General features: G+C 47.7%; 22 protein-coding genes. 16 read left to right on the forward strand and 6 right to left on the reverse strand.

What is annotated here, in order from left to right; genetic code table 11:
- Positions 1-6 precede the first annotated feature (6 nt).
- The 8 genes from infA (at position 7) to carA (ending at position 4,910) form a co-directional block, all read left to right on the forward strand.
- Positions 7-225: a translation initiation factor IF-1 gene (infA, locus tag BLQ88_RS16240; protein ID WP_015813810.1), complete on the forward strand. Its 219-nt coding sequence runs from the start codon at positions 7-9 to the stop codon at positions 223-225.
- Between the two features lie 39 nt (positions 226-264).
- On the forward strand, positions 265-381 hold the full coding sequence (gene ykgO, locus BLQ88_RS16245; protein ID WP_015813811.1) for a type B 50S ribosomal protein L36: 117 nt from the start codon (positions 265-267) through the stop codon (positions 379-381).
- Positions 382-386: 5 nt separating this feature from the next.
- On the forward strand, positions 387-764 hold the full coding sequence (rpsM, locus tag BLQ88_RS16250) for a 30S ribosomal protein S13 (RefSeq protein WP_090152054.1): 378 nt from the start codon (positions 387-389) through the stop codon (positions 762-764).
- 45 nt (positions 765-809) lie between these two features.
- Positions 810-1,205: a 30S ribosomal protein S11 gene (rpsK, locus tag BLQ88_RS16255; protein WP_015813813.1), complete on the forward strand. Its 396-nt coding sequence runs from the start codon at positions 810-812 to the stop codon at positions 1,203-1,205.
- 91 nt (positions 1,206-1,296) lie between these two features.
- A complete protein-coding gene (gene rpsD / locus BLQ88_RS16260; RefSeq protein WP_090152057.1) occupies positions 1,297-1,902 on the forward strand; it encodes a 30S ribosomal protein S4 in 606 nt (201 codons plus the stop codon).
- Between the two features lie 134 nt (positions 1,903-2,036).
- The gene (locus BLQ88_RS16265) at positions 2,037-3,026 is read left to right on the forward strand and encodes a DNA-directed RNA polymerase subunit alpha (protein ID WP_041735400.1); all 990 of its coding nucleotides are present in this window, start codon (positions 2,037-2,039) and stop codon (positions 3,024-3,026) included.
- Between the two features lie 72 nt (positions 3,027-3,098).
- Entirely contained in the window at positions 3,099-3,650 is a 552-nt protein-coding gene (gene rplQ, locus BLQ88_RS16270) for a 50S ribosomal protein L17 (RefSeq protein ID WP_090152062.1), read from the forward strand.
- 150 nt (positions 3,651-3,800) lie between these two features.
- Positions 3,801-4,910, forward strand: coding sequence for a glutamine-hydrolyzing carbamoyl-phosphate synthase small subunit (carA, locus tag BLQ88_RS16275; protein WP_090152065.1), 1,110 nt, complete (start codon positions 3,801-3,803; stop codon positions 4,908-4,910).
- Between the two features lie 72 nt (positions 4,911-4,982).
- Here the strand turns inward: carA and BLQ88_RS16280 are convergent, their stop codons facing one another.
- Positions 4,983-5,684, reverse strand: coding sequence for a rhodanese-like domain-containing protein (locus BLQ88_RS16280; RefSeq protein WP_090152068.1), 702 nt, complete (start codon positions 5,682-5,684; stop codon positions 4,983-4,985).
- A 128-nt stretch (positions 5,685-5,812) separates the two neighbouring features.
- Between BLQ88_RS16280 and eno the strand changes: the two genes are divergently transcribed.
- From eno to BLQ88_RS16305, 5 genes are all read left to right on the forward strand, one after another.
- Positions 5,813-7,084, forward strand: a complete 1,272-nt coding sequence (eno, locus tag BLQ88_RS16285; protein ID WP_090152398.1) for a phosphopyruvate hydratase — start codon at positions 5,813-5,815, stop codon at positions 7,082-7,084.
- A gap of 58 nt (positions 7,085-7,142) precedes the next feature.
- Positions 7,143-7,475 carry an FtsB family cell division protein gene (locus BLQ88_RS16290; protein WP_090152070.1) on the forward strand — a complete coding sequence of 111 codons (333 nt, stop codon included), beginning with the start codon at positions 7,143-7,145 and terminating at the stop codon, positions 7,473-7,475.
- Between the two features lie 40 nt (positions 7,476-7,515).
- Positions 7,516-9,048 (forward strand): 2,3-bisphosphoglycerate-independent phosphoglycerate mutase, encoded by a 1,533-nt coding sequence (gene gpmI / locus BLQ88_RS16295; RefSeq protein WP_090152072.1) that lies wholly within the window; start codon positions 7,516-7,518, stop codon positions 9,046-9,048.
- A gap of 76 nt (positions 9,049-9,124) precedes the next feature.
- Positions 9,125-9,700: a hypothetical protein gene (locus BLQ88_RS16300; RefSeq protein ID WP_090152074.1), complete on the forward strand. Its 576-nt coding sequence runs from the start codon at positions 9,125-9,127 to the stop codon at positions 9,698-9,700.
- Between the two features lie 330 nt (positions 9,701-10,030).
- Positions 10,031-10,984, forward strand: coding sequence for a DUF8428 domain-containing protein (locus tag BLQ88_RS16305; RefSeq protein ID WP_090152076.1), 954 nt, complete (start codon positions 10,031-10,033; stop codon positions 10,982-10,984).
- A 64-nt stretch (positions 10,985-11,048) separates the two neighbouring features.
- Here BLQ88_RS16305 and BLQ88_RS16310 read toward each other — a convergent pair whose 3' ends face one another.
- The 4 genes from BLQ88_RS16310 to BLQ88_RS16325 all read right to left on the reverse strand — a co-directional run bounded on the left by BLQ88_RS16310 (position 11,049) and on the right by BLQ88_RS16325 (position 14,700).
- On the reverse strand, positions 11,049-11,942 hold the full coding sequence (locus BLQ88_RS16310) for a polyphosphate kinase 2 family protein (RefSeq protein ID WP_090152077.1): 894 nt from the start codon (positions 11,940-11,942) through the stop codon (positions 11,049-11,051).
- A gap of 30 nt (positions 11,943-11,972) precedes the next feature.
- Entirely contained in the window at positions 11,973-12,548 is a 576-nt protein-coding gene (rdgB, locus tag BLQ88_RS16315) for an RdgB/HAM1 family non-canonical purine NTP pyrophosphatase (protein ID WP_090152079.1), read from the reverse strand.
- A gap of 158 nt (positions 12,549-12,706) precedes the next feature.
- On the reverse strand, positions 12,707-13,618 hold the full coding sequence (locus tag BLQ88_RS16320; RefSeq protein WP_090152081.1) for an FKBP-type peptidyl-prolyl cis-trans isomerase: 912 nt from the start codon (positions 13,616-13,618) through the stop codon (positions 12,707-12,709).
- Between the two features lie 47 nt (positions 13,619-13,665).
- Positions 13,666-14,700: a DHH family phosphoesterase gene (locus BLQ88_RS16325; protein ID WP_090152083.1), complete on the reverse strand. Its 1,035-nt coding sequence runs from the start codon at positions 14,698-14,700 to the stop codon at positions 13,666-13,668.
- A gap of 204 nt (positions 14,701-14,904) precedes the next feature.
- Between BLQ88_RS16325 and BLQ88_RS16330 the strand changes: the two genes are divergently transcribed.
- The gene (locus tag BLQ88_RS16330) at positions 14,905-15,324 is read left to right on the forward strand and encodes a nucleoside-diphosphate kinase (RefSeq protein WP_090152085.1); all 420 of its coding nucleotides are present in this window, start codon (positions 14,905-14,907) and stop codon (positions 15,322-15,324) included.
- Positions 15,325-15,394: 70 nt separating this feature from the next.
- Here the strand turns inward: BLQ88_RS16330 and BLQ88_RS16335 are convergent, their stop codons facing one another.
- Complete coding sequence (locus BLQ88_RS16335; RefSeq protein ID WP_090152087.1) at positions 15,395-15,907, reverse strand: fasciclin domain-containing protein; 513 nt, start codon at positions 15,905-15,907, stop codon at positions 15,395-15,397.
- A gap of 95 nt (positions 15,908-16,002) precedes the next feature.
- Here BLQ88_RS16335 and BLQ88_RS16340 point away from each other — a divergent pair, with 95 nt between their 5' ends.
- Both BLQ88_RS16340 and BLQ88_RS16345 read left to right on the forward strand, forming a co-directional pair.
- A complete protein-coding gene (locus tag BLQ88_RS16340) occupies positions 16,003-16,638 on the forward strand; it encodes a 3-keto-disaccharide hydrolase (RefSeq protein WP_090152089.1) in 636 nt (211 codons plus the stop codon).
- 129 nt (positions 16,639-16,767) lie between these two features.
- Positions 16,768-18,927, forward strand: a complete 2,160-nt coding sequence (locus BLQ88_RS16345; RefSeq protein WP_090152091.1) for a TonB-dependent receptor — start codon at positions 16,768-16,770, stop codon at positions 18,925-18,927.
- Positions 18,928-18,929 lie beyond the last annotated feature (2 nt).

Raw genomic sequence — 18,929 nt, forward strand, 5'->3', positions numbered from 1 at the left:
CTACGAATGGCAAAACAAGCATCAATCGAACAAGACGGAGTAATTCTCGAAGCATTGTCAAACGCAATGTTTCGTGTTGTATTAGAGAACAAGCATGAAGTGATAGCGCATATCTCGGGTAAAATGAGAATGCACTATATCAAAATATTGCCGGGTGACAGAGTAAAGCTGGAAATGTCTCCTTACGACCTATCGAAAGCCCGGATTACATATCGTTACAAGTAAGGAGATCGATTACCTTAAATTAACACTTAGTTTAATCAGATGAAAGTCAAAGCATCAGTAAAGAAACGCAGCGAGGACTGCAAGGTTATCCGCCGGAAGGGTAAAGTGTACGTTATTAACAAGAAGAACCCACGGTATAAACAAAGACAAGGATAATAATTATGGCACGTATTGCAGGAGTAGACATTCCAGATCGCAAAAGAGGCGAAATCTCATTGACTTATATTTTCGGGATCGGCCGTAGCTCGGCTAAGAAAATCCTCGAAAAGGCAGGTGTTGATTTGAATAAAAAAGTGATCGACTGGACCGACGAAGAGTCTGGTGCGATCCGTGGGGTTATTGCTGGGGAATTTAAAGTAGAAGGCGCTCTTAAGTCTGAAGTTCAGTTGAGCATTAAGCGTCTTATGGATATCGCTTGTTATCGTGGCCTCCGTCACCGTAAAGGATTGCCTTTGCGTGGTCAGAGAACGAAAAACAACTCACGTACTCGTAAGGGTAAACGCAAAACTATCGCGAACAAGAAAAAGGCTACTAAATAATAAAGTGAGCGGTGGAGCGATCCACAACTTATTATTCCAACAGCAATGGCACAGAATAAAAGAAAAGATAAAGCAAAAAAGAGAGTGGTTGTTGTGGAGCCTGTTGGTCAGGTTCACATCAAAGCTTCTTTCAATAATATCATCATCTCGATTACCAACAGCAACGGACAAGTTATCTCTTGGGGTTCTGCCGGTAAAATGGGATTCCGTGGTTCTAAGAAGAACACTCCATACGCAGCACAAACTGCTGCTCAGAGCGCTGCGCAAGTTGCGTTCGACCTCGGAATGCGTAAAGCAGAGGTTTTCGTTAAAGGACCAGGATCAGGCCGTGAGTCTGCGATCCGTACTATCCAGAATGCAGGTATCGAAGTGACCACTATCCGTGACATCACTCCGCTTCCGCACAACGGATGCCGTCCTCCAAAACGTCGTAGAGTATAGTAATTAGTTAGTACCGAAAGGTACCCATTCGTAATTTGGACACTGGGGTTACAGAATGGTATTTATCAATTTTAGTTAACAAAAAGTTTTAATGGCACGTTATACAGGTCCCAAAACCAAAATCGCAAGACGTTACGGAGAACCCATCATGGGTCCAAGCAAAGCGCTTGCAAAGAAAAATTACCCTGCCGGAATGCACGGAAAGGGTCGTCGGTCAAAGAAATCGGAGTACGCTCTGCAATTGGCTGAAAAACAAAAAGTGAAATTCATCTACGGTATCCTCGAAAGACAATTCCGTAGCTTGTTCGAGAAAGCTGCCGTGAAAGCAGGTCTGACTGGTGAAAACCTTTTGAGATATTGCGAAGCACGTCTTGATAACACAGTTTACCGTTTGGGTATTGCTCCAACTCGCCGTGCTGCTCGTCAGCTCGTTTCGCACAAGCACATCCTTGTGGACGGTGAGATTGTAAACATTCCTTCTTACTCATTGCGTCCGGGCCAGGTTGTAACTGTTCGTGAGAAATCTAAATCTCTCGAAGCAGTAACAGATAGCCTTGCAGGACACAGCGCAAAAGGTTTCAACTGGTTGGAGTGGGACGCTCAGCAACTGTCTGGCAAGTTCATTACATTCCCCGACCGTGAGTCAATTCCAGAAAACATCAACGAACAGCTGATCGTTGAGTTGTATTCTAAATAATAATCTTCATATTACATGCACTCCCCGAATATTCGGGGTAGTGCTTTTTTTGCTGGCAACAGCGCAATTTTGCGATCGCAAAGGTAAGGTAGCGTGATCAACTATCATTTACTACTATAAAAGGAGCAAGGACTATGTCAATATTAGCTTTCCAAATGCCTGATAAGGTCGTCATGGAGAAAGCAGACGACTTTCACGGGTTGTTTGAGTTTAAGCCTTTAGAGAAAGGATACGGCGTAACCATTGGTAATGCGTTGCGTAGGATTCTCCTTTCGTCTTTGGAAGGTTACGCCATTACGAGTGTGAAGTTCCCAGGCGTGCTTCACGAATTTTCTTCTATCGAAGGTATAGTTGAGGATGTTACGGAAATCATCCTGAACCTGAAAATGGTTCGTTTTAAAAAAGTTTCTGACCTGAGTGAGAGTAGGATCGTAGTAAACCTGAAAAATGTTTCTGTCATCACTGCCGGCGACATTGGCAAGTTTACAAGCGCATTCGAGGTGTTGAATCCGGATCAGGTCATTTGCCATATAGATGATCAGAAGGAGTTCGAAATGGAACTTCTCCTGGATAAAGGTAGAGGATACGTGCCGGCAGACGAACCACGGGCTAATGAGCTTCCGTTCGGCTACATCGCGGTAGACTCGATTTATACGCCTATCAAAAATGTGAAATACAGCGTTGAAAACACGCGTGTTGAACAGCGTACCGACTACGAACGTCTTTTGATCGACATCCAAACCGATGGTTCCATCCACCCGGAAGATGCATTGAAAGGTGCTGCCAATATTCTGATCCAACACTTCATGCTGTTCTCTGATCAAACAATGACGTTTGAGAAGCAGAAAGCGGAAGAAGACAATCAGGTTGATGAGGAAATGCTGCGTATGAGAAAACTGTTGAAGACTTCATTGTCTGAACTGGATCTTTCCGTACGCGCTTACAACTGTTTGAAATCTGCCGATGTGAAAACATTGGGTGACCTCGTAAGACTCGAAATTTCTGATATGATGAAATTCCGGAACTTCGGTAAGAAGTCACTCACCGAGTTGGAACAACTCGTAGCCGACAAGCAGCTCACATTTGGAATGGACGTGTCGAAGTACCGTCTGGACGAGGATTAATTAAATTCCATCATAAGTATGTATTCTGTAGCGCGCTGACCGCGCCGCTCGAAGCAACTAAACAACAAAACAATGAGACACGGTAAAAAGGACAATCACTTAGGAAGAACAGCATCTCACCGCAAGGCGATGCTCTCGAACATGGCTTCCTCTTTGATCCTTCACAAAAGAATTGAAACAACCCTGGCTAAGGCAAAAGAACTTCGGAAGTTCGTTGAGCCTTTGCTGACTCGTGCGAAAGAAGATACTACCCACAACAGAAGGATAGCATTCTCTTACCTGAACGACAAAGAATCTACGAAAGAACTTTTCGGTGTCGTTTCAGACAAAATCGCATCTCGTCCGGGTGGTTACACTCGTATTATCAAGTTGGGCAACCGTCTTGGTGACGCGGCTGAAACTGCTTTGATCGAGCTGGTTGATTTCAACGATGCACTGTTGCTTGCCAATGCCGATAAACCTGCTAAGACGCGTCGCAGCAGAAGAGGTGGTAAGAAAGAAGGAGCTGTTGAAGCTGCTCCTGTTAAGAAAGAAGATCATCCGATCGTAGCGGAAACTGAGGCTCCTGCCGAAGAAGAAGCTCCGAAAACAGAAGAGACACCAGGCGAAACTGAAAAAGAATAGTTTGGAAATCGGATATTGAAATATAGGAAAAGGGTTGAACGGTTTCGTTTAACCCTTTTTTTTGAGTGAAAAATTGTATTTTTGCACCAAAATTGATCCGGTAGTCTTAAAAACATATAAAATCGCCGGGAAATAGATTTAAACCATAATATGAATCAGAAAAAGGAAGCTCTGTTGTTGCTAGAAGACGGAACAGCATACAAAGGACTCGCTTTGGGTAAAAGTGGAACCACCGGTGGCGAAATTTGCTTTAACACGGGCATGACGGGCTACCAGGAGATTTACACAGACCCTTCCTATTACGGTCAGATTATCGTGAACACCAATTCGCACATCGGTAACTACGGCGTGCAGCTGGAAGACGAAGAAGAATCTGGCTCGGTAAAGATCCGCGGGATGGTTTGTAACACATTCTCACAGATCTATTCGCGCGACACCGCTGATTTCTCTCTGCAAGAGTATTTCGAACGTGCAAACGTCGTAGGCATTAGTGGCGTGGACACACGTCACCTCGTACGCCACGTGCGCGAGAAGGGAGTAATGAACGCCATTATCTCTTCCGAGATCCTCGACGAGGTGGAGCTGATGAAAGAATTGAAGAAAATTCCTTCGATGGATGGATTGGAGCTTTCTTCGGAAGTGACTACCGAGGAGCCTTACTTCATGGGCGACGAGGCGACGGCCAAATTCCGCGTTGCGGTAATGGATTATGGTATCAAGAAAAGCATTCTGCTGAACCTTACTTCAAGAGGCTGCTACTGCAAGGTTTTCCCTGCAAAAACATCCTACGAAGAAGTGTTGGAATGGAATCCGGACGGTTTCTTCATCTCCAATGGTCCTGGTGACCCTTCGGCGATGGAATATGCGGTTGAAAATGTAGGTCAAATGGTGGAGACAGCTAAGCCGCTTTTCGGTATCTGCCTCGGTCACCAGTTGCTCGCATTGTCAAGCGGTATCAACACCTACAAAATGCACCACGGCCACCGCGGTTTGAACCACCCGGTGAAAAACCTGATCACAGGTCTCTGCGAGATCACTTCGCAGAACCACGGTTTCGCGGTGAAGCCGGATGAGATCGAAAGCCACCCGGATATCGAGGTTACGCACATTAACCTGAACGACAAGACGATCGAAGGTATCCGCAGAAAGGATTACCCGGCATTCTCAGTACAGTACCACCCGGAAGCGTCGCCAGGTCCGCACGATTCACGTTACTTGTTCGACGAGTTCCTCAAATTGCTCGAAGCAAGCAAAGCATAAAAAGAAAACCCTCCGCATTACGTGGAGGGTTTTTGCTTGTATGGGTTTGAGTTCGAGTTTAGAGTTTAGAGTTTAAAGTTGAGCGTCGAGCAGTGCCCGGAACTCTTTTTCTTCCATGAAGCCATTCTTCTGGGTAACGAGCTTCCCGTTTTTGTAAAGCAGGAATGCCGGAATTTCATCCACGCCCAGTTCTTTCACCAGTGTTTTATTCGGGTCAAATGCGATGGTTTCGATTTTGGCCTTCCCCGCATATTCCTTTTGGAGTTTCTCGACGGTAGGCAGCATTTTCACGCAGGGCGGGCACCATTTGGCGTGAATGTCGATCAGGACGACTTTTTCGGAGTTTATGATTTTGTTAAATTCTGCTGAACTCAACCCCTTCACGCCGGCCTTGTTGGCCCCGGCCACAGCCTTGCCCGAGGTGTTCCATTTGAGGTAGCCGCCTTTCATATCATACACCTCCTTGAAACCGCTTTCATGCAATGCCGTAGCAGCCGCTGCGCTTCTTCCGCCGGAGAGGCAGTACACATATACCGGCTTGTTTTTGTCCAGTTTGGTAATTTTTTCCTTGAAATCAGCGCTTTTGTAGTCCACGTTGGCTGCATTGGCTAAGTGCCCTTCGCCGTACTCGTCGGGCGTGCGTACGTCCAGGAGTTGTGCATCGCCGGCTTTGTTCAATTGTTTTTCAAATTCTTCTGTAGTGAGCTGTTTCTGAGCTTGTAATGCAAATGGCAGGCCGACCAGTATGGTAGTCAGAATGTGGGTTATTTTCATAGTAAACGGTGTGGTTGACTCGACCGTAAATTTAGCCTAAAATGACCGGGAGTTTATGGATGACCATTTTTTTTGCGTTATTTTGTAGCGTTAACCATATTCCAATTTCATTAAACCACAAGCTGCAAATGAGTACGATTCAGTCAGTACATGCAAGACAAATTCTGGATTCAAGAGGAAACCCCACAATAGAAGTTGATATTCGTACCGAGAATGGTTATCTGGGCCGCGCTGCGGTTCCTTCCGGAGCTTCTACCGGTAAGCACGAGGCAGTTGAGCTTCGCGATAACGACAAAAGCGTTTACGTTGGAAAAGGAGTTTTGAAAGCGATTGAAAATGTAAACGACATCATTTTCCCTGAACTGATCGGTTGCTCCGTATTCGAGCAGAACCTTATCGATAAAATCATGCTGGAACTGGATGGCACGCCTAACAAAGGTAAGTTGGGTGCAAACGCTATCCTGGGTGTTTCCCTCGCTGCTGCGAAAGCTGCTGCACAGGAAGCGAACCTTCCATTGTACCGCTACGTAGGTGGTACCAATGCCAACACATTGCCTGTACCGATGATGAACATCCTCAACGGCGGTAGCCACGCGGATAACTCCATCGATTTCCAGGAGTTCATGATCATGCCTGCGAAAGCAGATACATTCTCGCAGTCATTGCGCATGGGTGTTGAGGTTTTCCATACTTTGAAAACTGTATTGAAAAGCAAAGGCTACTCGACCAACGTAGGTGACGAAGGTGGTTTTGCTCCAAATATCAAATCAAACGAAGAAGCCATCGAGGTTGTACTTCAGGCAATCGAGAAAGCAGGTTTCAAACCAGGCGAAGATATCTTCATCGCAATGGATGCTGCTGTTTCTGAATTCTACGAAGATGGTTTGTACCACTTCAAAAAATCGGATGGCCGTAAATTGAGCTCTGATGAAATGGCTGACTACTGGACTCAGTGGGTGGCTAAATATCCTATCATCTCAATTGAAGACGGTATGGACGAAGACGACTGGGCTGGCTGGAAGACTTTGACAGACTCTATCGGCAAAAAATGCCAGCTGGTAGGTGACGATTTGTTCGTAACAAACGTAACCCGTCTGCAACAAGGTATCGAATCACAAATCGCTAACGCGGTATTGGTAAAAGTAAACCAGATCGGTTCTTTGACTGAAACCATCGATACTGTAAACCTTGCAAAACGCAACAGCTATAAGAGCATCATGTCGCACCGTTCAGGTGAAACAGAAGACTCGACGATCGCTGACCTTGCGGTGGCATTGAACACAGGCCAGATCAAAACCGGTTCGGCTTCACGTTCTGACCGTATGGCGAAATACAACCAGCTTCTCCGCATCGAAGAAGAACTGGGCGAAAGCGCATACTTCCCAGGATTGAAATTCTAATTCAAACCATCAAGAGCCGGAGCCCAGCGCTCCGGTTCTTGTTTAAGGGTATTTCAATATGAAAAACCGCTCATTCTGGTCTCTGCACACATTAAAGAACTTCTATATAGCCACATTCGTCGTGTGGCTGATATGGATATTGTTCCTCGACAATAACAATATCCGGATCGTGATGTCGAACCGGATGAAAATGAAGGACCTTGAAAAGGAGAAAGCGATTCTTCAAACCAAGATCCGTGAGGTAAAAAAAGAGCGGAATGAGGTTTTCGGAAATCCCAGAATGCTTGAAAAATGGGCGCGCGAGAAATTTATGATGCGCCGGCCCAACGAAGAAGTATATGTGATTGTGGACGAAAACAATCAGCCTGTCGAAAGCAAAAAAGAAGAGTAGCACATTACTCTTTTAAATCTCATCTTAATTTCAGCATACATTGAGCAAGAAAGTCATCCTCATTATCATGGACGGCTGGGGAATCGCCAAGTCCGGCGAGGAAAGCCGTTCGGCTGTTTTGGCAGCAAACACCCCATTCTACGATTCCATCCTTCAAAAATACCCGCATAGCAAACTTGAAGCGAGTGGCCTGGCCGTTGGTCTGCCCGATGGACAAATGGGTAACTCCGAAGTAGGCCATACCAACCTCGGTGCCGGTCGCGTGGTGTACCAGGATTTGGTAAAAATCAACCTCGCGGTATCCGAAGGTACGCTCGCGCACGAACCCGCGCTTGCACAGGCACTCGACTACGCGAAGTCGGAAGGTAAAAGGGTACATTTCATCGGTCTGGTTTCGGACGGCGGCGTGCATTCGCATATCGAACATTTGAAAGGCCTTTGCAAAATTGCTTCCGACCGTGGTTTGAGCGACGTATTCGTTCACGCATTCACCGACGGCCGCGATACCGATCCGAAAAGCGGATTAGGCTTCCTGACCGAACTCAGCGAATCGATGGCGCAAAGCACCGGCCGCATTGCCAGCATTACCGGTCGCTACTACGCCATGGACCGCGATAAGCGCTGGGAACGCGTAAAACTCGCTTACGACGCGATGGTACACGGCGAAGGCCAGCATGTACCCGCAGGTGATGTTTTGAAAGCCGTACAGGCTTCCTATGAAGAAGGCGTTACCGACGAATTCATCATGCCGATTATCGCTACCAATGCCGACGGTTCCCCGCTTGCATTGATCCAGGATGGCGACGTGGTATTATGCTTCAACTTCCGCACCGACCGCGGCCGCGAGATCACCGAAGTGCTTACTCAGCAGGATTTCCACGAGCAGAATATGCACAAGCTTAATTTGAAATACGTCACCATGACCAACTATGATGATACTTTCAAAGGCGTGGATGTCATTTTTGATAAAGACAATTTGAATAACACCCTCGGCGAAGTGCTCGAATCGGCTGGTAAGAAGCAGATCCGCATTGCTGAAACCGAGAAATACCCGCACGTGACATTCTTCTTCTCGGGAGGCCGCGAAAAGCCTTTCGAAGGTGAAAGCCGTTTGCTATGCCCTTCCCCGAAAGTAGCGACTTACGATTTGCAACCAGAAATGTCGGCATTCGACATTCGTGATGCGATCGTACCGGAGCTGGTAAAGGAAGATGTGGATTTCGTGTGCCTCAACTTCGCTAATCCGGACATGGTAGGACATACCGGCGTTTTCGAAGCGGCTGTGAAGGCTTGCGAGACTGTTGATCAATGTGTACAGGCTGTGGTAACGACTGGCTTGGAGCACGGTTATTCATCGATCATCATCGCCGACCACGGGAACTCGGATTATATGTCGAACGACGACGGTTCACCGAACACCGCGCATTCATTGAACCTCGTGCCGTGCATTCTGGTGGATAACGAATACCAAAAGCCGATCAATAATGGTAAGCTGGCCGACATTGCGCCGACTATACTTGAATTGATGGGAATCGCCAAACCCGCGGAAATGACGGGAACAAGCATTCTCTAAAACTTAAAGACATCCATTGATGTTCACTAACAGAGGGTCCCCCGGGCTCTCTGTTTTTTTAGCCACATTGAAATCCATGCATTACCGCTTCCTTACCATCGTCGCAGCAGTTCTGGTCTTTTCACTCGTTTCCTGTCGCCAGGAAGAAACCCGCGACGACGCTCCCAAGGCGTATTACGATTTGAAAGGTTTCATCGAAAACCAGATCGAGTATTTAAATGACAAGAAACCGGAGGTGAGCAAAACGGCGGTTCTGGGAAGCAAGCATGAGGCTTCAAAGACGCGCGAGGTAGATTGGAAAAAGGAGCTCGAACTGTTTGTACAGGCAGATATTAACAAGCCATCCTACCGCCAGAGCTACGAAGTGGTGCAAAACGGCCCGCTGCATTATGAATACCGCCTCAAACCAGGAAATGACCTGCCGGTAGCTTATCTTAAAATCGATACAGATTCGGTTTTAAAGCAGCCGCTGCGCGTTGAGGCATTAATCCAGGCATCGAATAAGATCTATAATTCGGAAAAGAAGATAGTGCTGAATGCTGTGAAACGAGATAACCTCTTGGGAGTAAACACTTATGAGGTAAACGGTTACCAGAAGCTCATCTTTGTAGATAAGAAGCTATTTAGCATTCGGGGGGAAATAGGATTTTAACGGGGCAATTGCATTATTCTCAATGTACCTCCACACCATATTTTGTGGTAACATTACCCAATTTTCCAGTGTCAAGTTTGAGATAACCAGCGGTTTGTAAGAATTTTCCATATCTTAAAATATCCTTTTAAAAGAGCCAAATTCATGATAATGAGGCTCTTTTTTGCATTTCAGGAGGATTCGGTGATTTGGATCAGATGACCATTCCGGGCCGTCGGCATTGAGCGGCACAGAATTGTTTGAAATGAACGCAGAACAGCATGTAGACCCGGATCTAATTTTAACCTGTCTCCATGAGAAACTAAATCACACAAGTAAAACTTAATATCAATGCAACAAGAACAGAAAAATAAGCAAAGCATCGCCTGGGCAATGGTAGTTGTCCTTGGGCTTGCAACGGCCATGTTCGGCTACTTGTTCACTACTCAGAAACAAGAGTTGACCCAGCAAGAGTCAATGGTAGTCGAAAAGGCAAGAGAGTTGGCTGTAACCAAAACTAAACTGGATTCTATTTCCACTGTATTGGATGCGAAGATTGCAGAAGTTGAAAAATTGGGCGGTGATGTTACTGAACTGACCAAAATGAAGGAAAAACTCGAAGCTGACAAGGTAGCATTCAGCCGCAGCAGAAGAGTGGAAACCAACAAGTATCTCGGAAAAATTAAGGAATACGAAAAATTCCTGACAGAAAAAGACGAGATGATCGCTCAGCTGAAAGCTGAAAACGAGCAACTGGTAGCAAGTAACGACTCCCTGCACACACACGTAGGAACGCTGACCAGCGAACGCGAGAAACTGGTACAGCGCCAGGCTGAACTGACAGACTCTGTTACCACATTCACTGCGGCTAACAAAGAACTGAGCGCGAAAGTAAGCAAAGCTGCTGCCCTCAAAGCGCAGAACCTGAAAGTGCTGACAGTTAATTCAAGAGGTAAAACCAAAGATCGCGAAGAATACAAAGCGAGCCGTGTTGACAAACTGAAACTGGTTTTCAACCTGCCGGAAAATGATTTGACTGCCCAGGAGCCGAAAGACATCTATGTTCGGGTACTGGATCCGGACGGAGCAGTTGTGTCTGACGACGCTACCGGTTCAGGTGAGTTCGAAATCGATGGTGCTCCATCTAAATTCACTTCCCGCGAGTCGATCGCTTATCAAAACAACAACCAGAAAGTGGAAATGTTGTACGATAACTCTGGCAAGTTCCGCCCAGGAAAATATAATGTGGAGCTGTATGCAGAAGGATACAAAATTGGTGGCGGTAACTTCACCATCAAGAAATAAGATATAACTTCACACCATGCATAGCTATAAGGCCGCTGATCGACGATCAGCGGCCTTTCTTTTGTTACGGTTCTTGCGTTTGCGCATTAATGATATCGATAAAATGCCTCAGCTCCTCGGTCCGTTGCGGGCCGGATTCGGGGTAGGTCATTTTCATCTTCTTTAATTCCTCGGAGACGATTTTCGCAACGGTCAGGCGAAGGTTCTTCTTATCGTCGGCCGGGATCACATACCATGGTGCTTTCTTGGAAGCGGTAGCATTGATGGCGTCTTCGTAAGCCTGCATATATTCTGCCCATTGGTCGCGCACTTTTACATCCTGCTCCTCGAATTTCCAGTTTTTAGAAGGATCTTCAATGCGTTCGATTAGTCGTTCGGCTTGTTCTTCTTTCGATACATTAAGGAAGAACTTGATTACCCGGATGCCATTCCGGTAAAGATACTTTTCGAGGTTTTTAATATCCGAGTAGCGGTTCTTCCAAAGCTTATCCGTGTCTTCGGTCAATTCCACCGGAAGGCGCTGCGAATGCGTCAGGATTTCGGGCTGTACTTTTACTACCAACACTTCCTCGTAGTAGCTGCGGTTAAAAATTGTGATGGTACCGCGTTGAGGCAATACCAGGTTCGTACGCCAGAGAAAATCGTGACCCAGTTCGGTTTCCGTCGGCCTTTTGAATGAGTGGATTTTTACGCCCACCGGATTGACGCCTGAAAGCACATGCTTGATGGTACCGTCTTTCCCGGCAGCGTCCATGGCCTGGAAAATCACCAGCAGGCCGTAGCGATTGTGCGCGTACATCATGCTTTGCAGTTCGTCCAGCTCTTTGGCCGATTCTTCCTGCATGGCCTCATACTCGGCTTTATCGGCATAAATGTCCTTGAACCTCGTTTTGGCCTTACTAATGTCAAATTTCTTGCTACCGTCGTAGCGATAATCATCCGAATTAAAGTCCGACATGTCCGTACGATTTAATGTGAATTGAAATGGTCAATGGTTATCGAGGAAATCGACCAGCTTGGCGAATGCAATGGAGCGATGGCTGATCTGCGATTTCTCGGCCAGGGTCATTTCTGCAAAAGTCCGGTCCTGGCCATCCGGAACGAATACCGGGTCATACCCAAAGCCGCCGGTGCCGCGTTTCTCATCGATAATGGCCCCCAGCGCGCGGCCTTCGAATGCATAGTAATCGTTTCCGAGACTTAGTGAAATGACGGTCAGGAAGTAGGCGCTGCGATCCGTTTCGTTGGTAAGGTTGCGTAAAAGAAGATTGATATTGTCGTCGTGGCTGCGCTGCGGGCCTGCGTAGTAGGCAGAATGCACACCTGGTTCACCGTTAAGGGAAGGTACAACGAGGCCGCTGTCGTCGGCGAAGCAGTCGATGCCGTATTTTTCACGTACGTAGCTTGACTTTGCCTTGGCATTCTCCTGGATCGTTTCAAAAGGCTCGGGTATTTCCTCGAAGCAGCCGATATCCGACAATGTAACGAGCTCGAACCTGTCGCCCAGGAGTGCCTGGATTTCTCTTAGTTTGTTTTGGTTATTGGTAGCGAAGCAAAGTTTCATGGGCAGGTTGTGTTAATGGGGTGCATTTTACGAAAAAATAAGTAGGGTTTAAATGCCACCGCAGCGGCGGACCACGAAGGCACGAATATTCACGAAACGTCTTCGTGTCTATTCGTGCCTTCACGGTCCGCCGCTGCGGTGGCATTTAAAAACTATAATTACTTAGCCGGAGCAGGAGTCGGAAGCGCAGGTGCGCCAGCTGGCTTAGCACCTTTTGTAAAGTCGATCAGCTCCATTTCGAACTGCAATACCGAGTTACCCGGGATTGGTCCGTAAGTTTCAGTTCCGTAAGCAAGGCCCGAAGGAATCAAGAGTAATCCTTTTTCGCCTTTTTTCATCAGGGTAAGGCCTTCATCCCAGCCCGCGATCACCATTCCGGCGCCTACTTGCAGATCAAGCGGTTTGCCCTGGTTTTTAGAGCTGTCGAATTCTTTGCCATCTAGGAATTTACCTGTGTAATGCACTTTTACATTGTCGCCAGGGGTAGGGCTCGCGCCTGTGCCTTCTGTTTGTGGTATGTAAACCAAACCGGAAGCGGTTTTTCTGGCTTTCGCTTTCAGGTTGTTTTTAACCAAAAAGTCCTCGATGGTCTTCGCATCGATATCTTTTTGCTTTTTGCCAGCCTCAGCTTGTTGCTTCTGGAATTCTTCCGAAGTCAGAACGCTCACCACTTTCACAGTGAAGGTCAGTTCAGAACCTTTTTTGATCATCGGAGGCATTGGCTGACCGATTTTCGCGAACAATGTATCCGCATTCACCAGGAATTTGGCGCTGTCGCCGGTAGCGAGCATGGTAAGGCCTTCTTCGAAGCTGCCTTTGTAAGGAGGAGCCTGCAACACCATTTTCACCGGGTTCTTCTCTTTATATGTATCGCGGAGCGTAGAGTCGGTACCATTCTTCAATACCAGGTGGAATGTCATGATATCCCCCAGTTTAGCCTTTCTTGCATCGTCTTCGTGATCGAAAAGCGTGTATTTAAGGCCGCTTTCGGTTACCTGCTGACGATGTTGATTGCAAGCGGCTGCGAGAATAGTTATGCCCATCGCATAACCGATTGTTTTTAAATTCATTGGGACGTGTTAATTAGAAGATATTTTGGTGAATGTGGAATTTAAGTTTAGTCAACGCTCAAAAGTTCTTCCCGGTAGGCGGGAAGTATACTTAAAAATCTTGCAACTGTTTCATTTACTGATTGTTCTGAACGGCCTCCCGACGCGTTCTTATGCCCGCCGCCACTGAAATGCGCACTCGCCAGGTCTCTTACCGAAAAGGTACCCACCGACCGGAAGGAGATTTTAACCTCGCCTTTACGTTCGATGAACATGGCAGACATCACTACATTCTCAACCTGTAAACCGTAGTTCACGATCCCCTCCGTTTCGCCGGATGCCGAATTGAACTTCTGTAATTCCGCTTCGGTCAACACCATGTAAGCCGTGCGGTATTCGGGGAGGACAACGAGTTTCTGGGAAAGCACATAACCCAGGAACTGCAAGCGGGAAAGCGGCGCATTGTCGTAGATTAATCGGTGCACACGGCTTGAATCGAAACCGGTACGCATTAAGTCGGCTACTGCCAAATGCACGGCTGGCGTTACATTGCCATGGCGAAACGAACCGGTGTCGGTCATAATGCCTGCATAGAGGCATTCGGCCATGGGTATATCGAAAATCTGGTCGGCAGGCAGGCCTCCTTCCATTTCTTTTACCAACTCATAAACGAGCTGCGCCGTAGCTGCGGCCGTCGTATCCCAAACCATCCATTTCGCGAAATGCTCCGGTTCGAGGTGGTGATCGATCATCATTTTAGGCGCCGCGGCATCCTGAACTACCTTACCAAGGTCTTTCAACCGTGATAATGCGGAGAAATCCAGGCAGCAGATCAATGTCGCCTGCTCGATCTTTTTCTTGCATTTACCCTGCTCCGAAGCCTTCTCGTACACCAGCACATGCTCCATGCCGGAAAGCCAGCGAAGGTTCGCGGCGTAGTCGGTAGGGCTGATGACCGTCACTTCATGTCCTTTTTTGAGCAAATAACTGGCCCAGCCCAGGGACGAACCCAATGCATCCGCATCCGGGTCGCGGTGCGTTGTGATAACGATTTTTTGGGGTTGGGATAAAAAAGAGCGGAGCTCTTCAATGATTTGATTCACAGTAACTTAGTTCAAAAGAGGTATTTCCTGTTTGCTTAGAGCCCACAAAATTAACAAAACTGTTGGGATTTGCTTCATTATGGGCGGTAAAGGCTGGCAATCAGGCGGTGATTTAACATAAGGCGGGTCTTTGCGGACGAAAGGTTCGCTATTTTATAATGAAATATAGTAGCTTGCAGGCAGTATCAAAATAGCCAAGTACGTATGCCAACGAATAAGACATTTACCATGATCAAGCCTGATGCTGTGAAGGATGGTCATGCGGGTTCCATCATCAAGTTGATCGAAGCAGCAGGATTCCGGATTGTGGCCCTGAAAAAAACGCAGCTTACTTCCGAGCGTGCGGGCGAATTTTATGCCGTGCACAAGGAGCGTCCCTTCTACAATGATCTTTGCCAGTATATGTCATCCGGGGCGATCATCCCGATGATTCTCGAAAAGGAGAATGCGGTAGCCGATTTCCGTACGCTCATCGGCGCCACGAACCCGGCGAATGCGGAGGAAGGTACTATCCGCAAATTGTACGCGATATCCATGGAGAAAAACGCGATCCACGGATCGGATTCGGACGAGAATGCGGCTATCGAAGGGAATTTTTTCTTCTCGCACGTAGAACAGTTCTGAGAAAATTAGCTTATAAAAGAAGAACCCCGGAGCCGCTGAGCTTCGGGGTTCTTCTTTTTATGACTTATTACTACATAACTTTCACATAAACGCTGTCGACGATCTGGATGACTCCATTAGCAGCCGGAACATTCTTCTTAGTAATTTCCGCATTGTTTACATTAACAGTGCTGCCCTGCTTCACAAACTTGACCTTTTTGCCACTGACAGTTGATAGGCTGTCGTTTGGAAGATCTCTATCTACATCATAAAGACTTTTGATGATAAAAGAATTCAGGAACTGGCCCGCCTGGGTTTTGGTCATATTTGCAGCAACCGAACTGGGGATATTTGCTTTCTGAAAAGCCGCATTGTCCGGCAGTAAGAAAGTCGCATCTTGTGTCCTAAGCCCATCAGGTAATGCTGCAAGATCCAAAATTGTTTTAAGTATGCTGAACTCCGGATTTTCATGGACAATATCGGTGGCAGTTCTCTGCCCTACCTTATCGGCCGCGTCCTCCTTACAAGAAATCAAAATCGTTGAAAATAGCCCTGCTGTCAAAAAAAATGTCGCCCAACGCCCTCCAAAACGGTTTTTTTTCATAGCTTTCCAAGTGGTTAATTTTTGTAAAACTAATGCAAAAAGTAGTTTGAAGGAATTTGTAACCACAAATTTTTAATCCTAATCCTTAACAAACCATGCTTAAACTTAGACAATTGATCGTTGCCGGTGCGGCCGTTCTGATGCTTAATTCGGCGTTTTTCGCGCTGAATGGGCCGTCTGCCGATCCGTTGAAGAAGCCCGTCAAATTATTCAACGGGAAAGACCTTAAAGGCTGGACCGTCCACGGTACCGAAAAATGGTACGTCGATGGAGGCGAACTCATCTGCGAGAGCGGCCCCGACAAAAAGTACGGTTACCTCACCACCGACAAGTTTTACAAGAACTTCGACCTGTCCCTCAAATTCCGCCAGGAAGCAAATGGAAACAGCGGCGTATTCTTCCGCTCGACGGTGACCGGTACCAAAGTTGCGGGCTGGCAGGTGGAAGTGGCACCGCCTAACCACGACACCGGCGGCATTTACGAATCGTACGGCCGCAACTGGCTCGTGCAGATTCCCGATGAAAAAGAAGGCTTCCTGAAAATGGGTGAATGGAACACGCTGCGCATCCGCGCGGAAGGCGACCGCACGCAAACCTGGCTGAACGGCCACGAAATGGTGGACCTTACCGACGCCAAAATCGGTGCCGGCGAAGGCTCGATCGCGTTGCAGATCCACGACGGCGGCGGTATCAAGGTTCGCTGGAAAGACATTCTCCTGGAAGAGCTCTAAACCGGCGGTTTTTCATTCCGTCAGCGGGTTAATTCATCCCGCTGAAACCGGCACTTCGTCGGAAATCACTTAACAAACGGCTTCATGGCCAATAGATTTGTGTCAGCAATTACACATAATCTATTAGCCATGAAGCTTTTTTATTGTCTGTTGCTATTCGTCACGCCGGCCGTTTTTGCCCAAAAAAGTATTCAGGGCAAGGTGACCGACCACAGGGGAAATGCATTACCCGGCGCCAATGTGTTCCTGAAAGGTACCTACGATGGCGGTACCACCGACGCGAACGGCGTTTTTGTATTCCTGACGGCCGAATCCGACACGGCTACCATGGCGGCGAGCTATGTAGGTTTCGAGGTTTTTGAAAAGAAGCTTAATCTGAAAGAAAGCATACCCGTCATGACCATTAAACTCGAAGAGCTGGCCAACGAACTGAATACCGTGGTGATTACCGCGGGCGCGTTCGAGGCGTCGGACGAGAAACGGATGGCCATGCTGAAACCGCTGGACATTGTGACGACGGCAGGCGCAGCGGCAGATATTACCGGGGCAATGCAGTTTTTACCCGGCGCACAGCGGGTAGGGGAGCAGGAGGGGCTGTTTGTACGCGGCGGCTCCGGCCAGGAAACCAAAATTGTGATTGACGGGATGATCGTCCAGAACCCGTTTTTCAGTTCGTTACCCGATGTGCAGTCGCGCGGGCGGTTCAATCCGTTTATGTTTAAAGGCACTTCATTCAGCACGGGAGGTTATTCGGCGCAGTACGGGCAGGCTTTGTCGTCGGTACTGCTGCTGAATACGACTGACAAGATCAGTAACAACGGCTTAGGCATTAGTCTGAACCTCGCGAATGCCGGTTTGAATTATGACTATGCCAATAAAAACCAGTCGGTGTCGGCGGTGGTGTACTACGGTAACCTGCGGCCGCTATTCAAGCTCGTGAAGCAGAATGTAGAATGGCTCCACGCACCGGAGTTCAAAGGTACTTCCTTAACCTACCGCTGGAAGCCGACCAAAAACGGCGTTCTGAAAGTCTACGGCATGTATTCCGACAGCCATCTGAGCATGAATAGCAAAGACCCGTCGTCGGATACCGGCGAGATGCGTTTGGTTTTGAAAAATAACAATGCATTCACCACCAGTACCTACACCGACAGCTGGGCCGATGGCCGCTGGACGCTCAACTCCGGACTTTCATACAGCAGGAATAAGGATAATATGACTTGGGACGGCGTCAACTTCGACCGATTCGACGAGCGCACTCAGGCACGCATTGTGCTTACACGCCTGCTCACGGGAAACAACACCATTCTGTTCGGCGCCGAGGCGCATGCAATCAATATTGGAAATGGCATCGACGGCAAGATGTACCGGCTGAAAGATCGCTATACGGCCGCATTCGTGGAGTCGGAGATTTACATTACCCGTGCATTAGCGGGCAGGATCGGGGTGCGGAGCGAGTATTCGTCGGTGATAGGCCGTGCTAATGTGGCGCCGCGGTTGTCGTTCGCATATAAAACTGGACGGTACAGTCAGATTTCCCTGGCCGCAGGGCAGTTTTACCAAAACCCGGATTACAGGTATTTGTATTTAAATAAATCCCTCAAATATGAGCGCGCCGACCATTTGATCCTCAACTATCAGATCATCAAAAACCAGCGGACATTCCGCGTCGAGACATTCTATAAAAACTACGCGCAGCTGGTCCGCGAATTCACCGGCCAGCGATTCGACGCCGACCCCTACCGCTTCCCTTGGGGCGCTACCAACAATGGCGGCGATGGCTATGCCCGCGGTTTTGATTTCTTCTGGCGCGACCAGAAATCCATCAAAAACCTCGATTACTGGGTTACTTACAGTTTTGTGGACTCCAAACGCCTTTTCCAGCAGTACGAACAATCGGCCACGCCGATCTTCATTTCAAACCATAATATCAGCCTCATTACCAAAAAATGGTTCGAAAAGGCCAAAACCAACCTTAGTGCTACCTACGCATTCACGAGCGGCCGGCCCTACTACAATCCTAATAATGATGAATTCCTGAAAGACCGCACGCCGGCGGTGCATAATGTGAGCATTCAGGCCAGCAAGCTGCAAAGCATTAAAGGTAACCTGGTGATCTTCTACGCCACAGTTGATAATATCCTGAATACCCGCAATGTATTCACCTACCGCTACACGCCCGATGGTAAAACACGCTATGCCGTGGGGCCGCAGAGTTACCGCAGCTTTTTTGTGGGTATGCAGATTATGCTTTCGAAGAAGGCCAAAGTGGAGAAAGATGATTTTTAAAT

This window comes from Dyadobacter soli, from assembly GCF_900101885.1.
Classification (GTDB): Bacteria; Bacteroidota; Bacteroidia; order Cytophagales; family Spirosomataceae; genus Dyadobacter; species Dyadobacter soli.

Excerpts from the sequence above, each read along its gene's own strand:
- BLQ88_RS16335 (WP_090152087.1), bottom strand. The coding sequence starts at position 15,907 with ATGAAAAAAAACCGTTTTGGAGGGCGTTGGGCGACATTTTTTTTGACA.
- BLQ88_RS16305 (WP_090152076.1), top strand. The coding sequence starts at position 10,031 with ATGCAACAAGAACAGAAAAATAAGCAAAGCATCGCCTGGGCAATGGTA.
- eno (WP_090152398.1), top strand. The coding sequence starts at position 5,813 with ATGAGTACGATTCAGTCAGTACATGCAAGACAAATTCTGGATTCAAGA.
- carA (WP_090152065.1), top strand. The coding sequence starts at position 3,801 with ATGAATCAGAAAAAGGAAGCTCTGTTGTTGCTAGAAGACGGAACAGCA.
- BLQ88_RS16280 (WP_090152068.1), bottom strand. The coding sequence starts at position 5,684 with ATGAAAATAACCCACATTCTGACTACCATACTGGTCGGCCTGCCATTT.
- rdgB (WP_090152079.1), bottom strand. The coding sequence starts at position 12,548 with ATGAAACTTTGCTTCGCTACCAATAACCAAAACAAACTAAGAGAAATC.
- rpsD (WP_090152057.1), top strand. The coding sequence starts at position 1,297 with ATGGCACGTTATACAGGTCCCAAAACCAAAATCGCAAGACGTTACGGA.
- BLQ88_RS16330 (WP_090152085.1), top strand. The coding sequence starts at position 14,905 with ATGCCAACGAATAAGACATTTACCATGATCAAGCCTGATGCTGTGAAG.
- infA (WP_015813810.1), top strand. The coding sequence starts at position 7 with ATGGCAAAACAAGCATCAATCGAACAAGACGGAGTAATTCTCGAAGCA.
- rpsK (WP_015813813.1), top strand. The coding sequence starts at position 810 with ATGGCACAGAATAAAAGAAAAGATAAAGCAAAAAAGAGAGTGGTTGTT.
- BLQ88_RS16265 (WP_041735400.1), top strand. The coding sequence starts at position 2,037 with ATGTCAATATTAGCTTTCCAAATGCCTGATAAGGTCGTCATGGAGAAA.
- rpsM (WP_090152054.1), top strand. The coding sequence starts at position 387 with ATGGCACGTATTGCAGGAGTAGACATTCCAGATCGCAAAAGAGGCGAA.
- BLQ88_RS16290 (WP_090152070.1), top strand. The coding sequence starts at position 7,143 with ATGAAAAACCGCTCATTCTGGTCTCTGCACACATTAAAGAACTTCTAT.
- BLQ88_RS16310 (WP_090152077.1), bottom strand. The coding sequence starts at position 11,942 with ATGTCGGACTTTAATTCGGATGATTATCGCTACGACGGTAGCAAGAAA.
- BLQ88_RS16345 (WP_090152091.1), top strand. The coding sequence starts at position 16,768 with ATGAAGCTTTTTTATTGTCTGTTGCTATTCGTCACGCCGGCCGTTTTT.
- ykgO (WP_015813811.1), top strand. The coding sequence starts at position 265 with ATGAAAGTCAAAGCATCAGTAAAGAAACGCAGCGAGGACTGCAAGGTT.
- BLQ88_RS16320 (WP_090152081.1), bottom strand. The coding sequence starts at position 13,618 with ATGAATTTAAAAACAATCGGTTATGCGATGGGCATAACTATTCTCGCA.
- rplQ (WP_090152062.1), top strand. The coding sequence starts at position 3,099 with ATGAGACACGGTAAAAAGGACAATCACTTAGGAAGAACAGCATCTCAC.
- BLQ88_RS16300 (WP_090152074.1), top strand. The coding sequence starts at position 9,125 with ATGCATTACCGCTTCCTTACCATCGTCGCAGCAGTTCTGGTCTTTTCA.
- BLQ88_RS16340 (WP_090152089.1), top strand. The coding sequence starts at position 16,003 with ATGCTTAAACTTAGACAATTGATCGTTGCCGGTGCGGCCGTTCTGATG.